19 protein-coding genes and 1 riboswitch are annotated in these 22,870 nt (G+C 74.5%); of the genes, 7 read left to right on the top strand and 12 right to left on the bottom strand.

Annotation, left to right across the window (positions count from 1 at the left end; translation table 11 throughout):
* Positions 1-12 precede the first annotated feature (12 nt).
* The 10 genes from cobI to ACSP97_RS09235 form a co-directional block, all read right to left on the bottom strand.
* On the bottom strand, positions 13-762 hold the full coding sequence (gene cobI, locus ACSP97_RS09280; protein WP_355153278.1) for a precorrin-2 C(20)-methyltransferase: 750 nt from the start codon (positions 760-762) through the stop codon (positions 13-15).
* Positions 759-2,135 (bottom strand): cobyrinate a,c-diamide synthase, encoded by a 1,377-nt coding sequence (locus ACSP97_RS09275; protein ID WP_440557094.1) that lies wholly within the window; start codon positions 2,133-2,135, stop codon positions 759-761. The genes cobI and ACSP97_RS09275 overlap by 4 nt, the downstream gene beginning before the upstream one ends.
* Positions 2,129-2,728, bottom strand: coding sequence for a cob(I)yrinic acid a,c-diamide adenosyltransferase (gene cobO, locus ACSP97_RS09270; protein WP_355153274.1), 600 nt, complete (start codon positions 2,726-2,728; stop codon positions 2,129-2,131). Before cobO ends, ACSP97_RS09275 begins: the two co-directional genes overlap by 7 nt.
* The gene (locus ACSP97_RS09265) at positions 2,728-4,734 is read right to left on the bottom strand and encodes a putative cobaltochelatase (RefSeq protein ID WP_440557092.1); all 2,007 of its coding nucleotides are present in this window, start codon (positions 4,732-4,734) and stop codon (positions 2,728-2,730) included. Before ACSP97_RS09265 ends, cobO begins: the two co-directional genes overlap by 1 nt.
* Positions 4,731-8,387: a cobaltochelatase subunit CobN gene (cobN, locus tag ACSP97_RS09260; RefSeq protein ID WP_364733785.1), complete on the bottom strand. Its 3,657-nt coding sequence runs from the start codon at positions 8,385-8,387 to the stop codon at positions 4,731-4,733. The genes ACSP97_RS09265 and cobN overlap by 4 nt, the downstream gene beginning before the upstream one ends.
* Positions 8,384-9,892, bottom strand: a complete 1,509-nt coding sequence (locus tag ACSP97_RS09255; RefSeq protein ID WP_355153269.1) for a cobyric acid synthase — start codon at positions 9,890-9,892, stop codon at positions 8,384-8,386. Before ACSP97_RS09255 ends, cobN begins: the two co-directional genes overlap by 4 nt.
* Positions 9,889-10,851: a cobalamin biosynthesis protein gene (locus ACSP97_RS09250; RefSeq protein ID WP_440557089.1), complete on the bottom strand. Its 963-nt coding sequence runs from the start codon at positions 10,849-10,851 to the stop codon at positions 9,889-9,891. The genes ACSP97_RS09255 and ACSP97_RS09250 overlap by 4 nt, the downstream gene beginning before the upstream one ends.
* Before the next feature lie 105 nt (positions 10,852-10,956).
* Positions 10,957-11,095: riboswitch (cobalamin riboswitch) on the bottom strand.
* A gap of 133 nt (positions 11,096-11,228) precedes the next feature.
* Positions 11,229-11,456 (bottom strand): hypothetical protein, encoded by a 228-nt coding sequence (locus ACSP97_RS09245; RefSeq protein WP_070025913.1) that lies wholly within the window; start codon positions 11,454-11,456, stop codon positions 11,229-11,231.
* Between the two features lie 31 nt (positions 11,457-11,487).
* Complete coding sequence (locus ACSP97_RS09240) at positions 11,488-12,744, bottom strand: inorganic phosphate transporter (RefSeq protein WP_355153265.1); 1,257 nt, start codon at positions 12,742-12,744, stop codon at positions 11,488-11,490.
* A 155-nt stretch (positions 12,745-12,899) separates the two neighbouring features.
* The gene (locus ACSP97_RS09235) at positions 12,900-13,649 is read right to left on the bottom strand and encodes a lysozyme (RefSeq protein WP_355153263.1); all 750 of its coding nucleotides are present in this window, start codon (positions 13,647-13,649) and stop codon (positions 12,900-12,902) included.
* 254 nt (positions 13,650-13,903) lie between these two features.
* Between ACSP97_RS09235 and ACSP97_RS09230 the strand changes: the two genes are divergently transcribed.
* From ACSP97_RS09230 to ACSP97_RS09220, 3 genes are all read left to right on the top strand, one after another.
* Positions 13,904-14,563 carry a class II aldolase/adducin family protein gene (locus ACSP97_RS09230; protein ID WP_355153261.1) on the top strand — a complete coding sequence of 220 codons (660 nt, stop codon included), beginning with the start codon at positions 13,904-13,906 and terminating at the stop codon, positions 14,561-14,563.
* A 586-nt stretch (positions 14,564-15,149) separates the two neighbouring features.
* A complete protein-coding gene (locus tag ACSP97_RS09225) occupies positions 15,150-16,277 on the top strand; it encodes an alpha/beta hydrolase (RefSeq protein WP_440557086.1) in 1,128 nt (375 codons plus the stop codon).
* A 331-nt stretch (positions 16,278-16,608) separates the two neighbouring features.
* Positions 16,609-17,868: a hypothetical protein gene (locus tag ACSP97_RS09220; protein WP_355153337.1), complete on the top strand. Its 1,260-nt coding sequence runs from the start codon at positions 16,609-16,611 to the stop codon at positions 17,866-17,868.
* A 15-nt stretch (positions 17,869-17,883) separates the two neighbouring features.
* Here the strand turns inward: ACSP97_RS09220 and ACSP97_RS09215 are convergent, their stop codons facing one another.
* Positions 17,884-18,297, bottom strand: a complete 414-nt coding sequence (locus tag ACSP97_RS09215; RefSeq protein WP_355153258.1) for a VOC family protein — start codon at positions 18,295-18,297, stop codon at positions 17,884-17,886.
* A 177-nt stretch (positions 18,298-18,474) separates the two neighbouring features.
* On the opposite strand from ACSP97_RS09215, the gene ACSP97_RS09210 reads away from it, so the two are divergent.
* The 3 genes from ACSP97_RS09210 (at position 18,475) to ACSP97_RS09200 (ending at position 21,551) form a co-directional block, all read left to right on the top strand.
* Complete coding sequence (locus ACSP97_RS09210) at positions 18,475-20,073, top strand: ABC-F family ATP-binding cassette domain-containing protein (RefSeq protein WP_358276162.1); 1,599 nt, start codon at positions 18,475-18,477, stop codon at positions 20,071-20,073.
* Between the two features lie 335 nt (positions 20,074-20,408).
* Positions 20,409-20,630, top strand: coding sequence for a helix-turn-helix domain-containing protein (locus ACSP97_RS09205; RefSeq protein WP_004002281.1), 222 nt, complete (start codon positions 20,409-20,411; stop codon positions 20,628-20,630).
* A gap of 117 nt (positions 20,631-20,747) precedes the next feature.
* Positions 20,748-21,551 carry an enoyl-CoA hydratase/isomerase family protein gene (locus tag ACSP97_RS09200; RefSeq protein ID WP_358276159.1) on the top strand — a complete coding sequence of 268 codons (804 nt, stop codon included), beginning with the start codon at positions 20,748-20,750 and terminating at the stop codon, positions 21,549-21,551.
* Positions 21,552-21,563: 12 nt separating this feature from the next.
* Here ACSP97_RS09200 and ACSP97_RS09195 read toward each other — a convergent pair whose 3' ends face one another.
* Positions 21,564-22,286 (bottom strand): nucleopolyhedrovirus P10 family protein, encoded by a 723-nt coding sequence (locus ACSP97_RS09195; RefSeq protein WP_355323169.1) that lies wholly within the window; start codon positions 22,284-22,286, stop codon positions 21,564-21,566.
* An 87-nt stretch (positions 22,287-22,373) separates the two neighbouring features.
* Between ACSP97_RS09195 and ACSP97_RS09190 the strand changes: the two genes are divergently transcribed.
* Positions 22,374-22,844, top strand: coding sequence for an Asp23/Gls24 family envelope stress response protein (locus tag ACSP97_RS09190; protein WP_355153252.1), 471 nt, complete (start codon positions 22,374-22,376; stop codon positions 22,842-22,844).
* Positions 22,845-22,870 lie beyond the last annotated feature (26 nt).

Genomic DNA, 22,870 nt, shown 5'->3' with positions numbered 1-22,870 from the left:
GTCCCGCGCGCCTCACAGCTTCCCGCCCCGTCCGCCGTCCCGCCGCGGCGGCGCGATCAGCGTCGACAGATACGGCAACGGCGCGCCGTCCAGCTCGGCGGCCGGGCGCACCGACTCCTCCGGCAGCCCCAGCGCCGACCCCCACACCGCGTCCTGGAGCCGCCCGGACCGGGCCAGCGCCCCGGCGACCTCGGCGGCCTGCCGTCCGAACTTGTACGCCACGACCGTCCCCGGCCCGGCCAGCGCCTCCTCCAGCACCGCGGAACCCGCCGTGACCGGCACCAGCGTCAGCGGCTCGGTGCCCTCGGTCAGCACGGCACCGGAGCGTGCCGCCAGGTCCTGCATGGCGGTGATCCCGGGCACGGTCTCCACGACCAGCCCCGGCACCAGCGCCGCGACGGTCTGCGCGAGATACGTGAACGTCGAGTACACGTTCGGATCGCCGATGGTGGCGAACGCGACCGACCCGTGCCGCCCCAGCAGCGCGGCGACCCGCTCGCCCGCCGCGTCCCAGGCGGCCTCCCGGCGCGTCCGGTCGGTGCGCTCGTTCAGCGCGAACACCACGCGGACGACCTTCTCCGCGGCCACGTAGTGCAGCACGGTCGCCTCGGCGCGCCCCGGCTCACCGCCGTCCCGCCCGTCGGCCGCGCCCATCACCGGTACGACGACGACGTCGGCCGCCCGCAGCGCGTTGACCCCCTTCACCGTCACCAGCTCCGGGTCGCCCGGACCGACCCCGACACCGATCAGCCTGCTGCTCATGACGTCCGGCACCTCTCCACGAACCGACGGGCCACACCGGGCTCGGACGCCCAGTGCGTGTGCAGATAACTCGCGTGCACGCCCCGCTGTACAAAACCCTCCACCCGCCGGTCCCGGCCCCGGATGCCCCACGCGGGGGCGGCTCCGGCGCCCGGCTCGACCGCGGTGCGGTGGAACTCGTGCCCCCGCATCCGGGTCCCGGCCGCGGCCAGCGCGCTGTCCCCGACGGCCACGGCGTCCCGGTACCCGAGGGTGAGCCGCCGCGTCATCCGCGCGGTGGCGTCCAGCACCCCGCACATCGGCCGGCCGTCCAACTCCCGGCACAGATAGAGCAGTCCGGCGCACTCGGCGGCGATCGGCGCCCCCGACGCGGCGAGTTCGGCGACGGCCGCGCGCAGCGGCTCGTTGGCGGACAGCTCGGCGGCGTACACCTCGGGGAAACCGCCGCCGACGACCAGCCCGGCCGTGCCGTCGGGCAGTCGCTCCTCCCGCAGCGGATCGAAGGGGACGACCTCGGCGCCGGCGGCGCCGAGCAGTTCGGTGTGCTCGGCGTAGGAGAAGGTGAAGGCCGGGCCGCCGGCCACCGCGATGCGCGGCCCCGGCCCGCCGGCCGGCCGGACCGGGCCGTCGGAGCCGGGCGGCACGGGGCTCCACGGGTCTCCCGGCACCGGAGGGGCGGTGCGGGCCAGCGCCTCCAGCGCCGCCAGATCGCATCCCGCCGTGACCAGTGCCGCCATCGCCGCCACGGAGTCGGTCGCCGCCGCCCGCCGCTCGGCGACCGGCACCAGGCCCAGGTGCCGGGACGGCGTCTGCACCGGACGGGCCCGCCGCAGCACGCCCAGCACCGGCACCCCCGCCGAGTCCAGCGCCTCGCGCAGCAGCTCCTCGTGGCGGTCGGACCCCACCTTGTTCAGGATCACGCCGCCGATCCGCACCCCCGGGTCCCACGACGCGAACCCGTGCACCAGCGCCGCCACCGACCGCGACTGCGCCGAGGCGTCCACCACCAGCACCACCGGCGCCCGCAGCAGCTTGGCGACCTGCGCGGTGGACGCCAGCTCGCCCTCCCCGGCGGCGCCGTCGTACAGCCCCATCACGCCCTCGACCACGGCGAGGTCGCACCCCCGCGCCCCGTGCAGGAACAGCGGGGCGATCAGCTCCGGCCCGCACAGGTACGCGTCCAGGTTCCGTCCCGTGCGCCCGGTCGCGAGCGCGTGGTACCCGGGGTCGATGTAGTCCGGCCCGACCTTGTGCGGGGACACGGCGAGCCCCCGCGCGGCGAACGCGGCCATCAGCCCCGTGGCCACGGTGGTCTTGCCGCTGCCCGAGGAGGGCGCGGCGACGACCAGCCGGGGCACCGGCGAACTCACCACTCGATGCCCTTCTGACCCTTCTGCCCCACATCCATGGGGTGCTTGACCTTCGACATGTCCGTCACCAGGTCGGCGAAGTCCACCAGCGCGGCCGGCGCGTTCCGCCCGGTGACGACGACGTGCTGGGTGCCGGGCCGGGTGCGCAGCACCTCGATCACCTCGTCGGTGTCCACCCACCCCCAGTGCATCGGGTACGCGAACTCGTCCAGCACGTACAACCGGTACGTCTGCGCCGCCAGGTCCCGCTTGACCTGCTCCCAGCCCTCCCGGGCCTTCTCCTCGTTGTCCATCTGCGCGTCCCGCTGGACCCAGGACCAGCCCTCGCCCATCTTGTGCCAGGCGACGGTGCCGCCCTCGCCGGAGGCACCCAGCACACGCAGCGCGTTCTCCTCGCCGACCTTCCACTTCGCCGACTTGACGAACTGGAACACCCCGATGGGCCACCCCTGGTTCCAGGCCCGCAGCGCGAGCCCGAACGCGGCGGTGGACTTCCCCTTGCCGACCCCGGTGTGCACCACCACCAGGGGCCGGTTGCGCCGCTGACGGGTCGTCAGTCCGTCGTCGGGTACGACACTCGGCTGTCCCTGCGGCATTACGCGGCCCTCCTCGACGTCTCCCGCACATCCCGGACCAGCCCGGCGATCGAGTCGGCCCGCAGCTCGTCCAGCGTGACGGCCGTCCCGCCCAGCTCACCCGCGAGCCGCCCGGCGAGCCCGAGCCGCACCGGCCCCGACTCGCAGTCCACGACCACCGACGCCACCGACTCGGCCGCGAACAGCCGCGCCGCCCGCCCGGCGAGCGCCACCGGCTCGGGGCCGCCCGTGGCCCGCCCGTCGGTCACCACCACCAGCAGCGCCCGGCGTGCCGGGTCCCGCAGCCGCTCCACCCGCAGCACCTCGTGCGCCTTCAGCAGCCCGGCCGCCAGCGGCGTACGGCCCCCGGTCGGCAGCGACTCCAGCCGTGCGGCGGCCGCGTCCACCGACGAGGTCGGCGGCAGCGCCACCTCCGCCCCCGCCCCGCGGAACGTCACCAGACCGACCTTGTCCCGCCGCTGGTAGGCGTCGAGCAGCAGCGACAGCACGGCGCCCTTCACGGCGCTCATCCGCTGCCGGGCCGCCATCGACCCGGAGGCGTCGACGACGAACAGCACGAGGTTGCCCTCGCGCCCCTCCCTGACCGCCTGCCGCAGATCGTCGCGGCGGATCACCAGCCCCGGCCCGGACCGCCCCCGCGCCCGCTGGTGCGGGGCGGCGGCGCGTACGGTCGCCGCCAGGTGCAGCTTGGTCAGGGTGCCCCGGGGCCGGCGGGCCCCGGTGGTCCGCCCGTGTTCGGTCCGCGCCCGCGAGCGCCGCCCGGCGGCACCCTCGCCGATCCCGGGCACGCTGAGCGCCTTGGCGCGGAAGGGCTCGGCGGCCCGCACGGGCGACTGCTCCGGCGCCCCGGACGGCTGCGGCTGCCCGCCCTCGCCGGTCTCGGGCCGCGCGGCGGTGTCCCCGCCGCCCTGCGGCCCGTCCTCGGGCTCGGGCCGCCCGCCGCCACCGGGACCGCCGGGGCCGGGATCGTCGTCCCCGTCCCCGTCACCGTCCTGCCCGGCGGACCGCTCCAGCGTCTCGTCCAGCTTGTCCTCGTCCAGGCCCGGCGCGTCGAAGGGGTTGCGGCGCCTGCGGTGCGGCAGCGCCAGCAGCGCGGCCTGCCGCACGTCCTCGGCCAGCACGTCCGTGCGCCCGGCCCACGCGGCCAGCGCGGTCGCCGTGCGCGCCATCACGATGTCGGCGCGCATGCCGTCCACCTCGAAGGCCGCGCAGGTCGCCGCGATCTGCCGCAGCGCGCCGTCGCCCAGCCGCACCTGCGGCAGCAACTCCCTTGCCGTCGCGATCCGTTGGCGTACAGCGGCCTCCTCGGCGGCCCACCGCGCGGCGAACCCGTCCGGATCGTCGTCGTACGCCAGCCGGCGCCTGACGACCTCCACCCGCTGGTCCGGCTCCCGCGAGGCCGTGACCTCCACGGTCAGCCCGAACCGGTCGAGCAGCTGCGGCCGCAGCTCGCCCTCCTCGGGGTTCATCGTCCCGACGAGCAGGAAACGCGCCGCGTGCCGCACGGACACGCCCTCGCGCTCCACGTACGAGGAGCCCATCGCCGCCGCGTCCAGCAGCAGGTCGACCAGGTGGTCGTGGAGCAGGTTGACCTCGTCCACGTACAGGATGCCCCGGTGCGCGTCGGCGAGCAGGCCCGGTTCGAACGCCTTCACGCCCTCCGCGAGCGCCCGCTCGATGTCCAGCGCGCCGACCAGCCGGTCCTCCGAGGCGCCGACCGGCAACTCGACCATCCGGGCGGGCCGTTCGACGCCCGGCCCCCGCTCGTGCGGCCCGTCGGGGCAGGCCGGGTCCGGGGCGGCCGGATCGCAGGAGAACCGGCACCCGGGCACCACGGCCACCTCGGGCAGCAGCGCCGAAAGGGCCCGCACCGCCGTGGACTTGGCGGTGCCCTTCTCACCGCGCACCAGCACACCGCCGACCGCCGGGGAGACGGCGTTCAGCAGCAGCGCCAGCCGCAGATCGTCCTGGCCGACCACGGCCGTGAAAGGAAAGGGGGTGGTCACTGGTCGTCGCCCTCCAAGTCGCCTTCCAGCTCCAGATAGGTGGCACGCAGCCGCTCCAGCGTGTCCGCGTCCGGCTCGGCCCACAGGCCCCGGTCCGCCGCCTCCAGCAGCCGCTCGGTGATGCCGCGCAGCGCCCAGGGGTTGGACTTCTTCATGAAGTCCCGGTTCTCCGGGTCGAAGACGTACTCGGCGCTGAGCTTCTCGTACATCCAGTCGTCCACCACGCCCGCCGTGGCGTCGTAGCCGAACAGGTAGTCCACGGTCGCCGCCATCTCGAAGGCGCCTTTGTAGCCGTGCCGCCGCATCGCCGCCATCCAGCGCGGGTTGACCACCCGCGCCCGGAACACACGATGCGTCTCCTCGCCCAGCGTCCGCGTCCGCACCTGGTCCGGAACGGCCGAATCACCCACGTACGCCTCGGGGTTGGCGCCGGTCAGGTGCCGGACCATGGCGACCATGCCGCCGTGGTACTGGAAGTAGTCGTCGGCGTCGACCAGGTCGTGCTCACGGGTGTCGACGTTCTTCGCCGCCACCGCGATCCGCTTGAACGCCGTCTCCATGTCGCCGCGCGCCGCCCGGCCGTCGAGCCCGCGCCCGTACGCGTAACCGCCCCAGACGGCGTACACCTCGGCGAGGTCGGCGTCGGAGCGCCAGTTGCGGGCGTCGATCAGCGGCAGCAGACCCGCGCCGTACGCGCCCGGCTTGGAACCGAAGATCCGGGCGGTCGCGCGGCGCCGGTCACCGTGTTCGGCGGTGTCCTGCGCCACGTGCGCCCGCACATAGTTGGTCTCCGGCGGCTCCGGCAGCTCGGCCACCGCCCGTACCGCGTCGTCGATCAGCGCCACGACGTGCGGGAACGCGTCCCGGAAGAAGCCGGAGATACGGACCGTGACGTCGATGCGCGGGCGCCCCAGCTCGGCCGGCGGGATCACTTCGAAGCCGGTCACCCGGCGCGAGGCGTCGTCCCAGACCGGGCGGCAGCCCAGCAGCGCCAGGATCTCGGCGATGTCGTCGCCCTGGGTGCGCATCGCGGAGGTGCCCCAGACCGTCAGGCCGACGGACCTCGGGTACTCGCCGGTGTCGGCCAGATACCGCCGCACCAGCGAGTCGGCGAGCGACTGCCCGACCTCCCAGCTCAGCCGGGACGGGATCGCCTTGGGGTCGACCGAGTAGAAGTTGCGGCCCGTGGGCAGCACGTTGACCAGGCCGCGGGTCGGTGATCCCGAGGGGCCCGCCGGGACGTAGCCGCCGTCCAGCGCGCGCAGGATGTGCCCGATCTCGTCCGACGTGCGCGCCAGCCGCGGCACCACCTCGTCGCACGCGAACTCCAGCACCGCCACCGCCTCGGGGAGCGCGGCACCGCCCAGTGCCTCCCGTACGACGTCCCCGACGGCCGCGCGCGCCCAGTCCCGCGCCTCCATGCCCTCCGCGACCCGGCGGCACAGCTGCTCCAGCAGGTCGATCGCGTCGGCCGCCGTCCGCGCCGGGCCCTGCGCCAGGTCGGTCAGCTCCACCGGCACCTTCACCGCGGCACCCGGCTCGGCCAGCAACTCCTTCTCCACCAGCCCGAAGTGGGCGGCGAGACAGGCCCGCAGGCCCGGCAGGGCGTTCGCCCGGCCGCCCCACACCTGGGAGGCGCGCAGCACGGCGAGGACGAGGTTCACCCGCGCGTCGCCGACCGGGCCGCCGCCCAGCACATGCAGGCCGTCGCGGATCTGCACGTCCTTGATCTCGCACAGATAGCCGTCGATGTGCATGACGAACTCGTCGAACTCGGTGTCGTCCGGCTGCTCGTCCACCTGCAGGTCGTGGTGGAGCTCGGCGGCCTTGACCAGGGTCCAGATCTGGGCGCGGACGGCCGGGGCCTTGGCCGGGTCCAGGTCGGAGACGAGCGCGTACTCGTCCAGCAGCTGCTCCAGCTTGGCCAGGTCGCCGTAGGTGTCGGCGCGGGCCATCGGCGGCACCAGGTGGTCCACCACCGTGGCGTGCCCGCGCCGCTTGGCCTGGGTGCCCTCGCCGGGGTCGTTGACGATGAAGGGGTAGACCAGCGGCAGTTCGCCGAGGACCGCGTCCGGCGCGCAGCCGCGCGACAGGCCGAGGCCCTTGCCCGGCAGCCACTCCATCGTGCCGTGCTTGCCCATGTGCACGACCGCGTCCGCGCCGAAGCCGTGCTCCAGCCAGCGGTAGGCCGCCATGTAGTGGTGCGAGGGCGGCATGTCGGGGTCGTGGTAGATCGCGATCGGGTTCTCCCCGAAGCCGCGCGGCGGCTGGATCATGACCACGACGTTCCCGAACCGCAGGGACGCCAGCACGATGTCGTCGCCGTCCACGTACAGGTTGCCCGGCGGCTCGCCCCACGCCTCGGTCATCGCCTCGCGCAGCCCCGGGTCCAGCGTCTCGAACCACGCCCGGTAGTCGGCCAGCGGCACCCGCGCGGGCGCGGCGGCCAGCTGCTCCTCGGTCAGCCACTCCACGTCGTGGCCGCCGGCCTCGATCAGCCGGTGGATCAACTCGTCGCCGCCGGACGGGTATCCGCTGACCGCGTACCCGGCGTCCCGCAGCGCGTCCAGCACCCGCACCGCCGACGCCGGGGTGTCCAGGCCGACCGCGTTGCCCACCCGGGAGTGCTTGGTCGGGTACGCGGTGAAGACGAGCGCGATCCTCTTCTCGGCGTTCGGCTTGTGCCGCAGCCGCGCGTGCCGTACGGCGATCCCGGCCACCCGCGCGGCCCGCTCGGGGTCGGCGACGTAGACCGGGACCTCGTCGGGGCCCTGCTCCTTGAAGGAGAAGGGCACGGTGATCAGCCGGCCGTCGAACTCCGGGATGGCGACCTGCATCGCCGCGTCCATGGGGGACAGCGCCGCGTCCGACTCCTCCCAGGCGGCCCGCGAGGAGGTCAGGCACAGTCCCTGCAGCACCGGGACGTCGAGATCCGCCAGCGCGCCGATGTCCCAGGACTCCTCGTCGCCGCCGGCCGACGCCCCGGAGGCGTGCGTGCCGCCGGCCGCGAGCACGGTCGCCACCAGCGCGTCGGCCCGCCCCAGCAGCTCGTACAGCCCGGCGTCCGCGCCGCGCAGCGAACCGCAGTACACCGGAAGGGCGTTGGCGCCCCGCGCCTCGACGGCCGCGCACAGGGTGTCCACGAAGGCCGTGTTGCCGCTGAGTTCATGGGCCCGGTAGAAGAGCACGCCCACGGTCGGGCGGTCCGGGCGGATCTCGGGGGCGCCGTGGACGCCGTACTCCGGCATCCGGTGCGGCTCCTCGAAGCCCTCGCCGGTCAGCAGCACGGTGTCGGACAGGAACCGGGCAAGCTCCCGCAGGTTCGCGGGGCCGCCCTCGACCAGGTAGCGCAGCGCCTCCGCGACCACGCCCGCGGGCACCGTGGACTCGGCCATCAGCTCCGCGTCCGGGACCGCCTCGCCGCCCAGCAGCACCGCCGGGACACCGGACGCCTTCAGCGCGGCCAGCCCCTCCTCCCAGGCGCGCTTGCCGCCGAGGAGGCGTACGACGGCGAGGTCGGCGCCGTCCAGCAGCCGCGGCAGTTCCCCGGCGACGTCGACCCGGGTGGGGTTGCCGATGCGGTAGTCGGCGCCGGAGGCCCGGGCCGCCAGCAGATCCGTGTCGGCGGTCGACAACAACAACACTGTGCTCATGCGGGCGCTCCCGGTGGAATGAAGGGCAGTCCTTGCGGCGCGCCGGACTCGATGAGCCGCCACAGCGCGTCCGTGTCCGCGTGCTGTTCGATCAGATCGCCGAGCCGGTCCAGCTGCTCCTCGCGCAGCGCGGCGAAGGAGGTGTCCGGCGCCGGGACGAAGCGGCGCCCCGCGGCGGCGGCCACCTCGCGCAGGAAGGCCCGGCGGAAGCGGTCCGACTCCAGCGAGCCGTGCCAGTGGGTGCCCCAGGTCTGGCCCGACCGGCAGCCGTCCAGGAACGGTTCGCCGCCCTCGACGGACGCCACCCCGTGGTGGATCTCGTACCCCTCCACCGGCTCGCCGAGGGCCCGGCCGGCGGGGCGGGCGAGGGTCTTCTCCGGGGCGAAGCGCACCCGCACGGGCAGCAGGCCCAGCCCGGGGACCGCGCCGGCGCGCGACTCGACCTCGTCCTCGATGTGCTCGCCGAGGATCTGGAAGCCGCCGCAGATGCCGAGCACGGGCCGCCGCCGCGCGGCCCGCCGGACCAGCGCGTCCGCGAGCCCCCGGGCGCGCAGCCACTCCAGCGCCCGGACCGTGCCCCGGGTGCCGGGCACGATCACGAGGTCCGCGTCGGCCAGTTCCTCCGGCCGGTCCACGAACCGCACCACGACACCCGGTTCGGCGGCCAGCGCGTCCACGTCGGTGAAGTTGGACATCAGCGGGATCGCGCACACGGCGACGCGCAGCACGTCCTCGCCGACGGGGGGAGCGACGGCCGACTCCCGCACGGCGCCCCGCAGGGAGACCCGCAGCCCGTCCTCCTCGTCGATCCCCAGCCCGTGCCGGAACGGCAGCACGCCGTACGTCCGCCGCCCGGTGAGGTCCCGCAGCATGTCCAGTCCGGGCTCCAGCAGCGAGACGTCGCCCCGGAACTTGTTCACCAGGAACCCGGCGACCAGTTCCTGGTCCTCGGGCGCGAGCAGCGCGAGGGTGCCGAAGAAGGAGGCGAAGACGCCACCGCGGTCGATGTCGCCGACGACCAGCACGGGCAGCCGGGCACCCCGCGCGATCCCCATGTTGACGATGTCGGTGCGCCGCAGGTTGATCTCCGCCGGGCTGCCCGCCCCCTCGCAGACCACCACGTCGTACGTGCGCCGCAGTTCGGCCAGGCTGTCCAGCACCGTGCCCAGCAGCCGCTGCTGCCGCCCGCCGTGGTAGCCGCGTGCGCTCATCTCGCCCACCGGCCTGCCCAGCAGCACCACCTGGCTGCTCTGTTCGCCGCCCGGCTTGAGCAGGACGGGGTTCATCAGCGCGGTCGGCTCGATCCGGCACGCCTGGGCCTGCATGGCCTGGGCCCGGCCGATCTCGGCGCCCTCGCGGGTGACGAAGGAGTTCAGCGACATGTTCTGCGCCTTGAACGGCGCGACCTTCACGCCCTGGCGTGCCAGCCAGCGGCAGATCCCGGCCGTCACGACGCTCTTGCCGGCGTCCGACGTGGTGCCGGCGACGAGCAGACCACCGCTCATTTCCCTTGTCCCTTCAGGCCCTTGACTCCGGTGACCAGGAGGCGCGCGGCGACCGTGGTGCCGAGCGCGAGCAGACCGACGCGGCGGGAGAGCCGTACCGTCCGGTCGATGTCGCCGGCCCGGACCGCCCGTCCGGCGGCGCCGTTGAGGACGGGGCGGTGCTCCACACGGCCGCCGTAGGAGAGGGTGCCGCCGAGCCGGACGCCGAGGGCGCCCGCGAAGGAGGCCTCCACGGGACCGGCGTTCGGGCTCGGGTGCCGGCCGGCGTCCGCGCGCCAGGCGCGCACGGCACCGCGCGGGTCGCCTCCGGCCGCGGCGGCGAGTACGGCGGTCAGCCGGGCCCCCGGCCAGCCGGCCACGTCGTCCAGGCGGGCGGCGGCCCAGCCGAACCGGCGGTGGCGCGGGGACTTGTGACCCACCATCGCGTCCAGGGTGTTGACCGCGCGGAAGCCGAGCAGCCCCGGCACCCCGGCGACCGCGCCCCACACCAGGGCGCCCACGACCGCGTCGGAGGTGTTCTCGGCGACGGACTCGACCACGGCCCGCGCGATGCCGTCGGCGTCCAGCGCCTGCGGGTCCCGGCCGCACAGATGAGGCAGTCGGGCGCGGGCCGCCTCGACGTCCCCGGCGGTCAGCGCGCGGCCGATGGCCCGGGCCTCCCGGGCGAGCGAGGTGCCGCCGACCACGGACCAGGCGGCCGCGGCGGTCAGCGCGACGGAAGCGGCGGGGGAGGGGCGTACGGCGCGTGCGGCCAGTGCCCCGAGCGCGACGGCGCCACCGGCGCACACGGCGGTGTGCAGAGCGCCCCAGCCGCGGTGGTCGTGCCACAATGCGCCCTCCGCCGCGGCGGCCGCACGCCCGAACACGGCGACCGGGTGCCCGCGACGGGGATCGCCGAGGAGCAGGTCGCCGAGAAGCCCGGCGGCGGCGCCGTACGCATACCTGCGATCGGCACCCATCGGCTCAGCCGGCCGTGGGTACCGCGACGGTGGTCCTGGTACTGGTCCTTCGGCTGCCGAGCATGGCGATACAGGTCCTCACTCAGGGTGTCCGCGCCCTGGTACGAAGAAAAACGGGCGGCGAGAGTTCCTGGCTCCCGGGGTGTGCACCCCGGTGACAGTGGCGGGACCGCGCCGGATTCGCACCGGCTTCCTCTTCTGCCGCCTTACATGGCCTGGGAAGTCCACCACGTGCCCGGAACGGCCGTCAACTTGCCGTTGACCTGCGGGAGTGTGCCGATGCCCACATCGCGCCACGGTACGGGCACGCCGAAGGCCCCGGCGCGCGACGGGCGCGCGGGGGCCTTCGGGGTGTGCCGTCGGGTGGGGCCGTGCGGTCAGGACTTGGAGACGATCAGGACGATGCCGTACGCCACCGCCGCCGCGCACGCCGCGAAGCAGACGTAGGCACCGGTGACGGCGAGCGCCGCGGACTCACCCTGGGCGGCGGCCTTCTCGCGCTTGGCCAGGCCGTTGACCCCGAGGGTGAACAGGGCCACCAGGCCCACCGTGAACACGAGGCTGACGCCGAAGACGGAGCCGATGGCCGCCCAGTCGATCTTCATGGGGATGCTTCCTTGGTGAACGGGCGCGGGATCAGACGGTGGCGGCCGGCGGCGCGGCCGGGGCGGTGGCCGCCGGTTCGACGGCCGGGGCCGGGATGGTGGCGGTCAGGCCGTCGGCGACGGTGCCCGCCGGGGGCGGGGTCACCGCGGCGATGGCGGTGGTGACCACGCCGGAGGGCTCCGCGGGCGGCTCGGCGACCACGTTGGTGTGGTCGATGACCTCGCGGCGGGACAGCTTGTAGATCCAGGCGCTCGCGGCGACCAGGAAGACGGCGACCACGGCGGTGCCCCAGTCACCGAGTTCGGTGACGGCCTCGGCGCCCGCGCCGACCAGGGCGGCGGCCGGCAGGGTGAGCACCCAGGCGACGGTCATGCGGGTGGCGGTGGACCAGCGGACCACGCCGCCCTTGCGGCCCAGGCCCGCGCCCATCACGGCGCCGGAGACGACGTGGGTGGTGGAGAGGGAGAAGCCGAGGTGGGAGGAGGCCAGGATGGCCGTGGCGGCGCTGGTCTGGGCGGCGAAGCCCTGGCGGGGCTCCAGATCGGTCAGGCCGGTGCCCATGGTGCGGATGATGCGCCAGCCGCCGATGTAGGTGCCGGCCGCGATGGCCAGGCCCGCGGAGAGGATCACCCAGGTGGGAGGGTTGGAGCCGGGGGCGATGGCGCCGCCCGCGATCAGTGCGAGGGTGATGACGCCCATCGTCTTCTGCGCGTCGTTGGTGCCGTGCGCGAGGGAGACCAGGGCGGCGGAGGCGACCTGGCCGGTGCGGTAGCCCTTGCGGGTGGCCGCGCCCTCGGTCTTGCCGCCGATGCCGTAGGAGGAGCGGGTGGCGACCATCGAGGCGATGCCCGCGACGACCGGCGCCGCGACCGCGGGCAGCAGCACCTTGGTCACCAGCACGCCGCCGTGCACGGCGCCGAATCCGGCGGAGGCGACGGCGGCGCCGATCAGACCGCCCATCAGAGCGTGCGAGGAACTGGAGGGCAGGCCCACCAGCCAGGTCACCAGGTTCCAGAGGATCGCGCCGACCAGGGCGGCGAAGATGACCTCGGGACGGATGCCGCTCTCGTCGACGAGACCCTTGGAGATCGTGTTGGCGACCTCCACGGAGAGGAAGGCGCCCACCAGGTTGAGGGAGGCGGACATGGCCACCGCGAGCTTCGGCTTCATGGCGCCTGTGGAGATGGTGGTGGCCATCGCGTTCGCGGTGTCGTGGAAACCGTTCGTGAAATCAAACGCGAGTGCGGTCACCACCACAATCGCGAGGATCAGCGAGAAGCTTTCCATTTACCCAGGCAATCGTTCGAGGTCGTTGGCTGGATGAACGTAGGCAACCTGGGTGAACGGAAGATGAACTGGGGCGGGCACGGGGATGTCCGTAACGGGGGGTGTGGACCTCCGTTTCCGCCTCCCGTCCCGGGCGCGCCCAGGCGCCCCTTGGGTCACCAGCCCAGCGCGAAGGTCCGCAGCCGGCCGGTGGTGCCGTTGAAGAGATTCTGGTCACCCGGCAGCCGGCCGGCGGTGTCGTACTGCCAGAAGGTCCAGTACCGCCAGCCGCCCGGCAGCCTGCCCGGTCCGGAGGTGCCGTGGCGGGCGACCCACAGGGGGTGGGTGGAGGCGAAGGCGCGGCTGTTGCCGGTGCAGAGCTTCCACCACTGCAAGGTGGTGTAGATCACAGGCCGGCGGCCGGTCTGGCGCCGGATCTCGTCGCTGAAGGACCAGATCCACTTCGTCATCTTCTTCTTGCTCAGCCCGTAGCACTTGTGCCGCGCGCTGTACGGGTTGTACTCGATGTCCAGCGCGGGCGGCAGCGTCCAGCCGTCGGCCCGCCAGTCCCCGCCGTGCGCCACGAAGTACGCGGCCTGCCGGGCGCCGGAGGAGCGGTCCGGCAGCGCGAAGTGGTAGGCGCCCCGGATCAGGCCGGCCGCGCGCGCCCCGTCGTACTGCTGGTCGAAGTAGGGGTTGCGGTAGCCCGTGGCCTCGGTCGCCTTGACGTAGACGAAGCGGGCGCCCTCGTCCTGCGCGGACTGCCAGTCCACGCGCTTCTGGTGGGAGGACACGTCGTGTCCCCGGGGCTGGTGCGCGGCCCGGTCCGGCGGACCGGCCGAGGCGGTCGGGGCGCAGGTGAGGACGAGCGCCGCCGCGGCCGCGGCCAGGACACCGGCGCGGCGACGGAGGAGGGTGCGGGTCATGTGCCGTCTCCCCGGGGTGACGGACGACCAGGTCGTGGCGGACGAGCGGGTCGCCGGGCGGGCAAGGAGGGCTCATTCAAGGGCGGCTGATCATGGAATTGGCGTAGATTGCTGGCGTTTTGCCGTGATGTGCACCCTTTTGGGGTGCGGGATCTCGGACAGAAGTACGCCGAACGGCCGCCCGCCGCGGGGGTGGCTGGCAGGATCACGGCAGGACCGTGGAGCCGCGGGACGGGCGAGGAAGGGCGGGCGGGGTGCGCGCAGAGGTGAGCGGGGAAACGGCGGACCGGTGGGCGGCGTTGGTCGAGACGGCGCGGCGGAGCGTGGCCGACGGACTGGTCGTCGGTACCTCGGGCAACGTCTCCGCGCGCGTCGGGGACGTGGTGCTGGTCACTCCCTCGGGTGTGCCCTACGACCGGCTGGGCCCGGACGACATCACCGGTGTGGACCTCACCGGCCGTCAGGTGCTCGGCACACTGGTGCCGACCAGCGAGCTGCCCATGCACCTCGCCGTCTACCGCGGCACCGGGGCCCGCGCGATCGTGCACACCCACGCCGTGCACGCCACCGCCGTCTCCACGCTGGTGACCGAGCTGCCGCTGGTCCACTACATGGCCGCGGCCCTCGGCGGACCGGTCCGGGTCGCGCCCTACGCCACGTACGGCACCGAGGAACTGGCCGAGAACATGCTCCGCGCCCTGGCCGGCCGCTCCGGCTGCCTGCTGCGCAACCACGGCACCGTCACCTACGGCGCCACCCTGGACCAGGCCTACGACCGCACCGCCCAGCTGGAGTGGATGTGCCGCCTGTGGCTGACGGCCTCCTCCGTGCCGGGTCTGACCCCCTCTTTGCTGACGGAGGCACAACTCGCCGAGGTCGGGGAACGCCTGAAGGGATACGGCCAACGGAGGTGACCGTCCCATGCTCCCCGTCCCCGCTGTCCCCGACCGCCCCGCGGACCGCCCGACACCGGGCACACCCGGTGGGTTCCGCCGCCCGTCCCCGGCCACCGGCACGGCCCGGGCCCGTGTGACCTCGCCCTTCTCGCCCCGGCTCCGCGACACGACCGCGTCGGCGCACGCCCGCCGCCGTCTCGCGGCCCGGCTCGCCTCACTCTGGCGCCGGGGCCCGGTGAGCCGGCCCTCCTCGCCCCCGCGGGGCCGGGGACCTGTGTCCCGGCTCGCCGCGCCCGGCCGCCTCGGCGCCGGGAGGCCCGCGAAGGCCCCCCGACGGCTCCCGAACCGGCTCGCCCGCGCCCTGCGCCAGGCTCTCCCGGGCCCGCTCGCCCCGGCCTTCCCGCGCGGGCCCGCGGCCCGGTTCGCGGTGCCGCGCGGCCGGCGCCTCGGGGCCCCACTCGCCGCGCGCCGCCAGGCCGGGCCCCGCCGCCAGGCGGACCCGTTCCCCGGGGGCCGCCGGAGTCCCGGCGCTCCGGCCGCGCGCCCGTCACCCTCCTCCCCGGCTCCGCTGGCCGGGCTCGGGGGCCGCCGGGACACTGATGGGGTGCGCACCGTCAAAGCGGCCGCCGCCGCAGTCACCGCCGTACTCGCCGCCGGCATGGCGTCCGTGGCCGCCGGGCGGCTCGCCAGCGACGCCGCGCTGAAGACCACCGGCAGCCGCCCGCTGCCCACCGAACCCCGGCTCACCGTGCACGGCACCGCCGCCGGCCAGATCACCCTCACCCGGGACCTGGCCTCCCTGCGCCCCGGCTCCTACGGCCTGGCGGGCGACGGCTCGCACGCGGTCGTCGGCCCGGTCCTCGCGGACACCCGGCCCACCGCCGACACCGTCGTGCGCCGTCTCGACCGCGTCACGCACGGCACCCTCGCCCCCGGCGACCCCGTGTGGCTCACCCCGAACCTCTACGTCGGCAACCCGCGCACCGCCCTCGGCCTCGACCACACCGACGTCGACGTGCCCGGCGAACTCGGCCCCCTGCCCGCCTGGTTCCTGCCCGGCAGCCGGGACGTCTGGGTGATCGCGGTGCACGGCCTGGGCACCACCCGCGAACACGCCATGAACCTCATGGGGTTCCTGAACGGCCGCCATCTGCCGGTCCTCGCCCTCGCCTACCGCGGCGACCTCGGCGCCCCCCGCCCCGCCGACGGCCTGAACCACTTCGGCGAGACCGAGTGGCGGGACCTGGACGCGGCGATCCACCACGCCGTCCGCCACGGCGCCCGCCGCGTCGTCCTGCTCGGCTGGTCCACCGGCGCCACCATGGCCCTGCGCGCCGCCGAGCACTCCGCGATGCGCGACCACATCGCCGGCCTCGTCCTCGACTCCCCGGTGCTCAGCTGGGAGGCCACGCTGCGCGCCCTCGCCCGCGCCCGGCACACCCCGCCCCCGCTGCTGCCGCTCGCGGTGCGCGCCGCACAGGGCCGTGCCGGGCTGCACGCCGACCGGGTCGCCGAGATCACCGACCCCGAGCGGCTCACCGTGCCCACCCTGATCATCCACGGCCCCGGCGACCGCGTGGCCCCCTGGGAGTTCTCCCGGACGCTCGCCGAGCGCCGCCCCGACCGCGTCGCCCTGCACACCGTCCCGGGCGCCCCGCACGCGGCGATGTGGAACCCCGACCCGAAGGAGTACGAGGAGCGTCTGCGGCGCTTCCTCACCCCGCTGATGTGACGGCGCACGCCGGGGCGCGCCGGGCGCGCGCCCCTTGCGGTCCGGCCGTTCCGGTTAGGGCCCTGGGACTGGCCGAAAAACGCCCGCCCGGCCCCCGCGCACCCCGGTGCCTTGGCCATCCCCGTTGCCCGCCGTGACATTCCGTTTGGGTTTTCGGACCGTCAACCGGAAGACTGCCCCTGTGACGTCCCGTATCCCGCGCGACTCCAGGCTCCGACTCGTCCGACCTCGACCCCTGGCCGCCGCCCCCAGAGCTGTGAACCAGCGGCACCCGCGCCGCCCCGCACCCCGGCCGCCCGAGGGCACCCCCGCCCGGGCCGAGCTGGCCAAAATGGCCCGCAGCGGGCTGGCCGGCGCGGTCCGCGTCGCCCGCTGGGCGGACAACGCCCTGGGCCCCGGCCGCGACGGCGCCACCGCCGACGGCAAGGCCACCCTCTCCACCGCGACCGCCGAACGTGCCGCCGCCGACCTCGGGCTCACCCCCGACCAGGTCCGCGCCGACTGGGACACCGCCCGCCTCGCCGGACTGGTCGAGGTGCACGGCGACAGCGCCCGTCCCGGCTGGCGGCTGCGCGCCTGGGACCGCGACGACAGCGCCGTGCTGCGCGGCTGGGTCGCCCTCTTCGACGCCTGGTCGCTCGCCGTGCCCGAACCCGCGGGCCACGAACCGGCCGCCGTCGCCGAGGTCGTCTCGGCCATGCCCCAGGTGCTCTCCTTCCTCCAGCTGTCCGCCGGGCCGGTCCCGGTCGAACAGCTCCTCGACCTGCTCCAGCAGCGGGTCACCGAACTGCGCACCGAACGCTGCGAGGTCACGTACGAGCCCGGCACCGAGCCGCCCGCCGCGCCGGCCGAGGCCACGGACGTCCCGCCCGCCTCCCTCGCCCCGCTCCTCGACTGGGCGCTGGGCGCGCTCGCCTCCGTCGGCGCCCTCACCTACGGCGCGGGCCAGGCCACCCTCACCCCGCTGGGCAGCTGGGCGGTGTGGGTCAAGCTGGAGCAGATCTGCGTGGCCGCGCAGAGCCCCGCGGGCAACATCGAGCAGTCCGCCGAGGACATGCTCCGCGGCTGCGCCCAGCTGCGCCCCAACGCGGCCCGCGCCGAGTACCGCGCCTGGCTGGCCGCCCGCACCGTCGGCAGCGCCGTCACCGAGCTGATCGACGCCGCGCGGGGCGAGGACGCCCTGCTGCGCGGGCTCGCCTTCGAGGCGCTGCGCGTGGTCGGCGCGCCCGCCGAGCCCGAGGTGCGGGCCGTGGTGGACGAGCCGGCGCTGCGGCCGTACGCCCTGCTCTGGCTCGCCGAGCACGACGGCCTCGACCCGGAGGACGCCCACGAGGTCCTCACCCGCGAGGAGGCCACCTGGCTGTGGGTGGACACCGCCGCGGCCGTCGCCGACCACGGCGAGGCGCCGATGCTGGTCCGGCACCTGGAGTCCGCGGTGCAGCCCACCGTGCCCCAGCTGCTCGACGAGGTCCGCGCCGTCGGCCACCCGCGCACCGTGCAGGTCCTGGTCGCCCTCGCCGCCGCCCACCCCGACCCGGCCCTCGCCAAGGCCGTGCGCCGGGCCGCGTTCCAGGTGCACACCGGCGGCTGAGCCCGGCGGGGCGGTTCAGACGCCGATCTCCGGCGCGTACGTCCCGAAGCTCCAGATGTTGCCCTCGACGTCCCGGGCGAGGTAGTCCCGGGAGCCGTAGTCCTGGTCCGTCGGGGGCAGCAGGATCTCCACGCCGTGCGCCACGGCCCGCTGGTGGTGGGCGTCCACGTCGTCCACCACCACGTACACCCCGGCGGGCCCCGCGTGCCGCAGCGCCGCGTCGAACGGCCCGCCGCGGCCCTTGGAGCCGATCATCACCGCGCCGTTGCCCTGCACCAGCTCGGCGTGCAGCACCTTGCCGTCCGCGGCCTCGTACACCGTCAGCTCGGTGAACCCCAGCCCCTCCGTGAGCTGCCGGATCGCCGCCTTCGCGTCCGCGTACAGCAGCGTGGGACAGATGCCAGGCCGTCCGCCGCCCATACCCGCCATACAGATCACTCCTCCCGCAGAGTTCTCCCCGGCCCGCCGGGCGGGGATGCGGAGGCGGGAAAACGGCTTGCACCGCCCCGTTAGACTTCTTCCCATGGCCATTCTCCTCGCGCATTAGACGGCGGGAACGTCCTCAGCCGCCCACCCGCCAATCCCTGTACGCCCAGGAGTCTGTCCGTGATCTCCGCCTCCGGAATCGAGCTGCGCGCCGGCGCCCGTGTCCTCGTCGAGAACGCCACCTTCCGCGTCGCCAAGGGCGACCGCATCGGTCTCGTCGGCCGCAACGGCGCCGGCAAGACCACCCTCACCAAGTGCCTGGCCGGCGAGGGCATCCCGGCCGCCGGCACCATCACCCGCTCCGGCGAGGTCGGCTACCTCCCGCAGGACCCCCGCACCGGCGACCTGGACGTGCTGGCCCGCGACCGCGTCCTGTCCGCCCGCGGCCTCGACGTGCTGATCCGCAAGATGCGCGAGAACGAGCAGCGCATCGCCAACGGCACGGGCGCCACCCGCGAGAAGGCGCTTCGGCAGTACGAGCGCCAGGAGACCGAGTTCCTCACCAAGGGCGGGTACGCCGCCGAGGCCGAGGCCGCCACCATCGCCGCCGCGCTGAACCTGCCCGACCGGGTGCTCGGCCAGCCGCTGCACACCCTCTCCGGCGGTCAGCGCCGCCGTATCGAGCTGGCCCGGATCCTGTTCTCCGACGCGGACACCCTGCTGCTGGACGAGCCGACCAACCACCTCGACGCCGACTCGATCGTGTGGCTGCGGGACTACCTGAAGACCTACCGCGGCGGCTTCATCGTGATCTCCCACGACGTCGACCTGGTCGAGACGGTCGTCAACAAGGTGTTCTACCTGGACGCCAACCGCTCCGTGATCGACATCTACAACATGGGCTGGAAGCTCTACCAGCAGCAGCGCGAGGCCGACGAGAAGCGCCGCAAGCGGGAGCGGGCCAACGCCGAGAAGAAGGCCGCCGCGCTCAACGCCCAGGCCGACAAGATGCGCGCCAAGGCCACCAAGACGGTCGCCGCGCAGAACATGGCCCGCCGCGCCGAGAAGCTGCTCTCCGGGCTCGAAGAGGTCCGGATGTCCGACAAGGTCGCCAAGCTCCGCTTCCCGGAGCCGGCGCCCTGCGGCCGGACCCCGCTGACCGCCGAGGGCCTGTCGAAGTCGTACGGCTCGCTGGAGATCTTCACCGACGTCGACCTGGCCATCGACAAGGGCTCCCGGGTCGTCATCCTCGGTCTCAACGGCGCCGGCAAGACCACCCTGCTGCGGCTGCTCGCGGGCGTGGAGCGGCCGGACACCGGCCAGGTCGTCGCCGGCCACGGCCTCAAGCTCGGCTACTACGCCCAGGAGCACGAGACCCTGGACCCGGAGCGCACGGTCCTGGAGAACATGCGCTCGGCCGCCCCCGACATGGACCTGGTCGAGGTCCGCAAGGTGCTCGGCTCGTTCCTGTTCTCCGGCGACGACGTGGACAAGCCCGCCGGTGTCCTCTCCGGCGGCGAGAAGACGCGTCTGGCGCTCGCGACCCTGGTGGTCTCCTCCGCCAACGTGCTGCTGCTGGACGAGCCGACCAACAACCTCGACCCGGCCAGCCGCGAGGAGATCCTCGGCGCGCTGCGCACCTACAAGGGCGCGGTCGTCCTGGTCACCCACGACGAGGGCGCCGTCGAGGCGCTCCAGCCGGAGCGGATCATCCTGCTGCCCGACGGCATCGAGGACCTGTGGGGCGCCGACTACGCGGACCTCGTCGCCCTGGCGTGACCGAAAGTCTGATCCACTGGGTATGGATCATTCGGCCGAGCCGTGATCCGTCATCTGTGTGAGATCTCCTCATATCAGGGTGTGTCGTACACCGATTTCCCGGCCGATTCCTCGTCCAGCAAGGGGTCGGCCGTGGCGCGTCTCTGACCTGGGACTTCGCGAATCCACCCGTTCGGCCGTGTCGGCACCATCGCTTGGAATACGGCATTCCGCTTGTGGGGATCCACTCCTGTCGTCACAACGATGTCTCACGGACCTTGCCGAATGGGTGGCCATCACGCCCCGGAGGGGTGATCATGAGGAGACCAGAGCGCACTTCCCATGAGGAGGCACGGGTGGCCGAGACTCTGAAGAAGGGCAGCCGGGTGACCGGCGCCGCGCGCGACAAGCTCGCGGCAGACCTGAAGAAGAAGTACGACTCCGGTGCGAGCATCCGGGCGCTGGCCGAGGAGACCGGCCGCTCGTATGGCTTCGTACACCGGATGCTCAGCGAGTCGGGCGTCACGCTGCGTGGGCGTGGCGGAGCGACCCGGGGCAAGAAGGCCGCATCGTCCTGACTCCGGGCGGCCCACCGGCTTCGATGGTGGCCACCCGGTCGGCGATCCGACCGGCCGGGTGGTTACTGTGCAGTCACTTAGCTCCGCTTCGCTGACCGCACCCATCGGAGGCGCCCCATGGCCACGCCCGCCCAGGACCTCGCACCTGTACTCGACAAGGACGGCGTACGGCTCACCGTCGACGACGCGCTCGCCACGGTGACGCTGACCAACCCGGCCAAGCGCAATGCGCAGAGCCCCGCCCTGTGGCGGGCACTCATCGAGGCCGGCCGGCTGCTGCCGGGCTCCGTCCGCGTCGTGATGCTGCGCGGCGAGGGCAAGTCCTTCTCCGCCGGGCTGGACCGGCAGATGTTCACCCCGGAGGGGATCCCGGGCGAGCCGAACTTCATCGATCTCGCGCACCGTGACGACGCCGAGATCGACGCGACCATCGCTCAATACCAGGAGGCGTTCACCTGGTGGCGGCGCAACGACATCGTCTCCGTCGCCGCCGTTCAAGGACATGCCATCGGTGCCGGGTTCCAGCTGGCGCTCGCCTGCGACCTGCGGGTCGTCGCGGACGACGTGCAGTTCGCCATGCGCGAGACCAGCCTCGGCCTCGTCCCCGACCTGACCGGCACGCACCCGCTGGTCGGTCTGGTCGGTTATGCCCGCGCGCTGGAGATCTGCGCCACCGGCCGCTTCGTCGACGCGCGGGAGTCCGTCGCGTCGGGACTGGCGAACCTCGCGGTGCCGGCGGCGGAACTCGACGCCGCGGCGCGGGACCTGGCGGCGGCGCTGCTGGCGGCCCCGCGGGACGCGGTCGTGGAGACCAAGGCGCTGCTCAAGGGCGCGGTGGACCGCACGTACGACGAGCAGCGCGCGGCCGAGCGTGCCGCCCAGGCCCGGCGGCTGCGCGACCTCGCCGGAATCGGCGAGTAAGCCCGCGAGACGTCACACGGTCCCTGCCGGGGCCTGCTCGTCGACCGCCGTCACCAGCACCGCCACCGTCGGCCTGTCCGCCAGCGCGTCCCGGACGGCCGCGCGGACCCGCCGGGCCACGTCGGCGGTCCGGTGGGCCGCGGTGGCGGCCAGGTCCACCCGCACATGGCGGTGCGTCAGGGCGGCCGTGCCGCCCGTGCGGGTCTCGACACGCAGGCCGGTCAGCCGGGCGACGCCCGGCACGGACAGGGCAGCCTCGGCGGCGCGGTCCCCGGCCGGGGCCGTCACCTCGCGGGCGGCCGGCTGTTGCGGGGGCGGCGCCTGCCGCGCCGCTCCGGCCGCATCCAGCAGGTCGGTGACGCGCAGGTCCACCTCCGTCACCGCGAGGCCGAGGCGCTCGTCCGCCGCCGTGGCGAGCGCCCGCCGCAGTCGCGCGGCGGCCGCCGGCAGCGGCTCGGCGAAGGCCGCCGCGAAGTCCGCCGTCACCCGCAGGGCGCCCGGCGGCAGCGCGCTCGGCGGGGCCGGTACGGCGGGCTCGGTCACTGCCGCCGGATGGGCGAGGGCGATCCGCAGCGCGCCCAGCCGCACCCCGGGCACCTCGTCCGCCGCGCGGCGCAGCACCGCCCCGGCCGCGGCCTCCGCGATCCACGCGCCGTCACCCGGTCCGCCCAGCGGCAGCAGCCTGCCGAGTCCCACGTGGTGCCGTACGACCTGGGTCCATCCGTCCGCCGTCATTACTCCAGCGTGCCGCATTCCTGGCGCGAGGTCGCGCAACCTTGCTTACGGTGGTCGGAGGAGGACGACCGGAAGGGACGTACGGCGATGACCGACATGACGACGAGCCCGGAAGGCGGCGGCGAGCCGCAGGTGTCGCCCCGTAAGGCGGTCCGGCGCGGCGGCGGCGACGCCGCGACCCGTGGCCGGACCACCATCGCGGACGGTGTGGTGGAGAAGATCGCCGGGATGGCGGCCCGGGACGTTCTCGGCGTGTACGCGATGGGCGGCGGTTTCTCCCGCACCATCGGCGCGATGCGCGAACGGGTGCCCGGAGGCTCCAAATCGGTGACCCGTGGGGTCAAGGCGGAGGTCGGCGAGGTGCAGACCGCGCTGGACCTGGAGATCGTGGTGGACTACGGCGTCTCCATCAGCGAGGTGGCCGGCGCGGTGCGGGAGAACGTGATCGCCGCCGTGGAGCGCATGACCGGCCTGGAGGTCGTCGAGGTCAACATCGCGGTCGGCGACGTCCATCTGCCCGAGGAGGAAGAGGAAGAGCCGGAGCCCCGGATCCAGTGACCGGGCGCGACCCGGAACCCGAACCC

Source organism: Streptomyces sp. SCPE 10, assembly GCF_051980735.1.
Taxonomy (GTDB): domain Bacteria; phylum Actinomycetota; class Actinomycetes; order Streptomycetales; family Streptomycetaceae; genus Streptomyces; species Streptomyces misionensis.
This window is presented reverse-complemented; position numbering and strand designations above follow the sequence as displayed.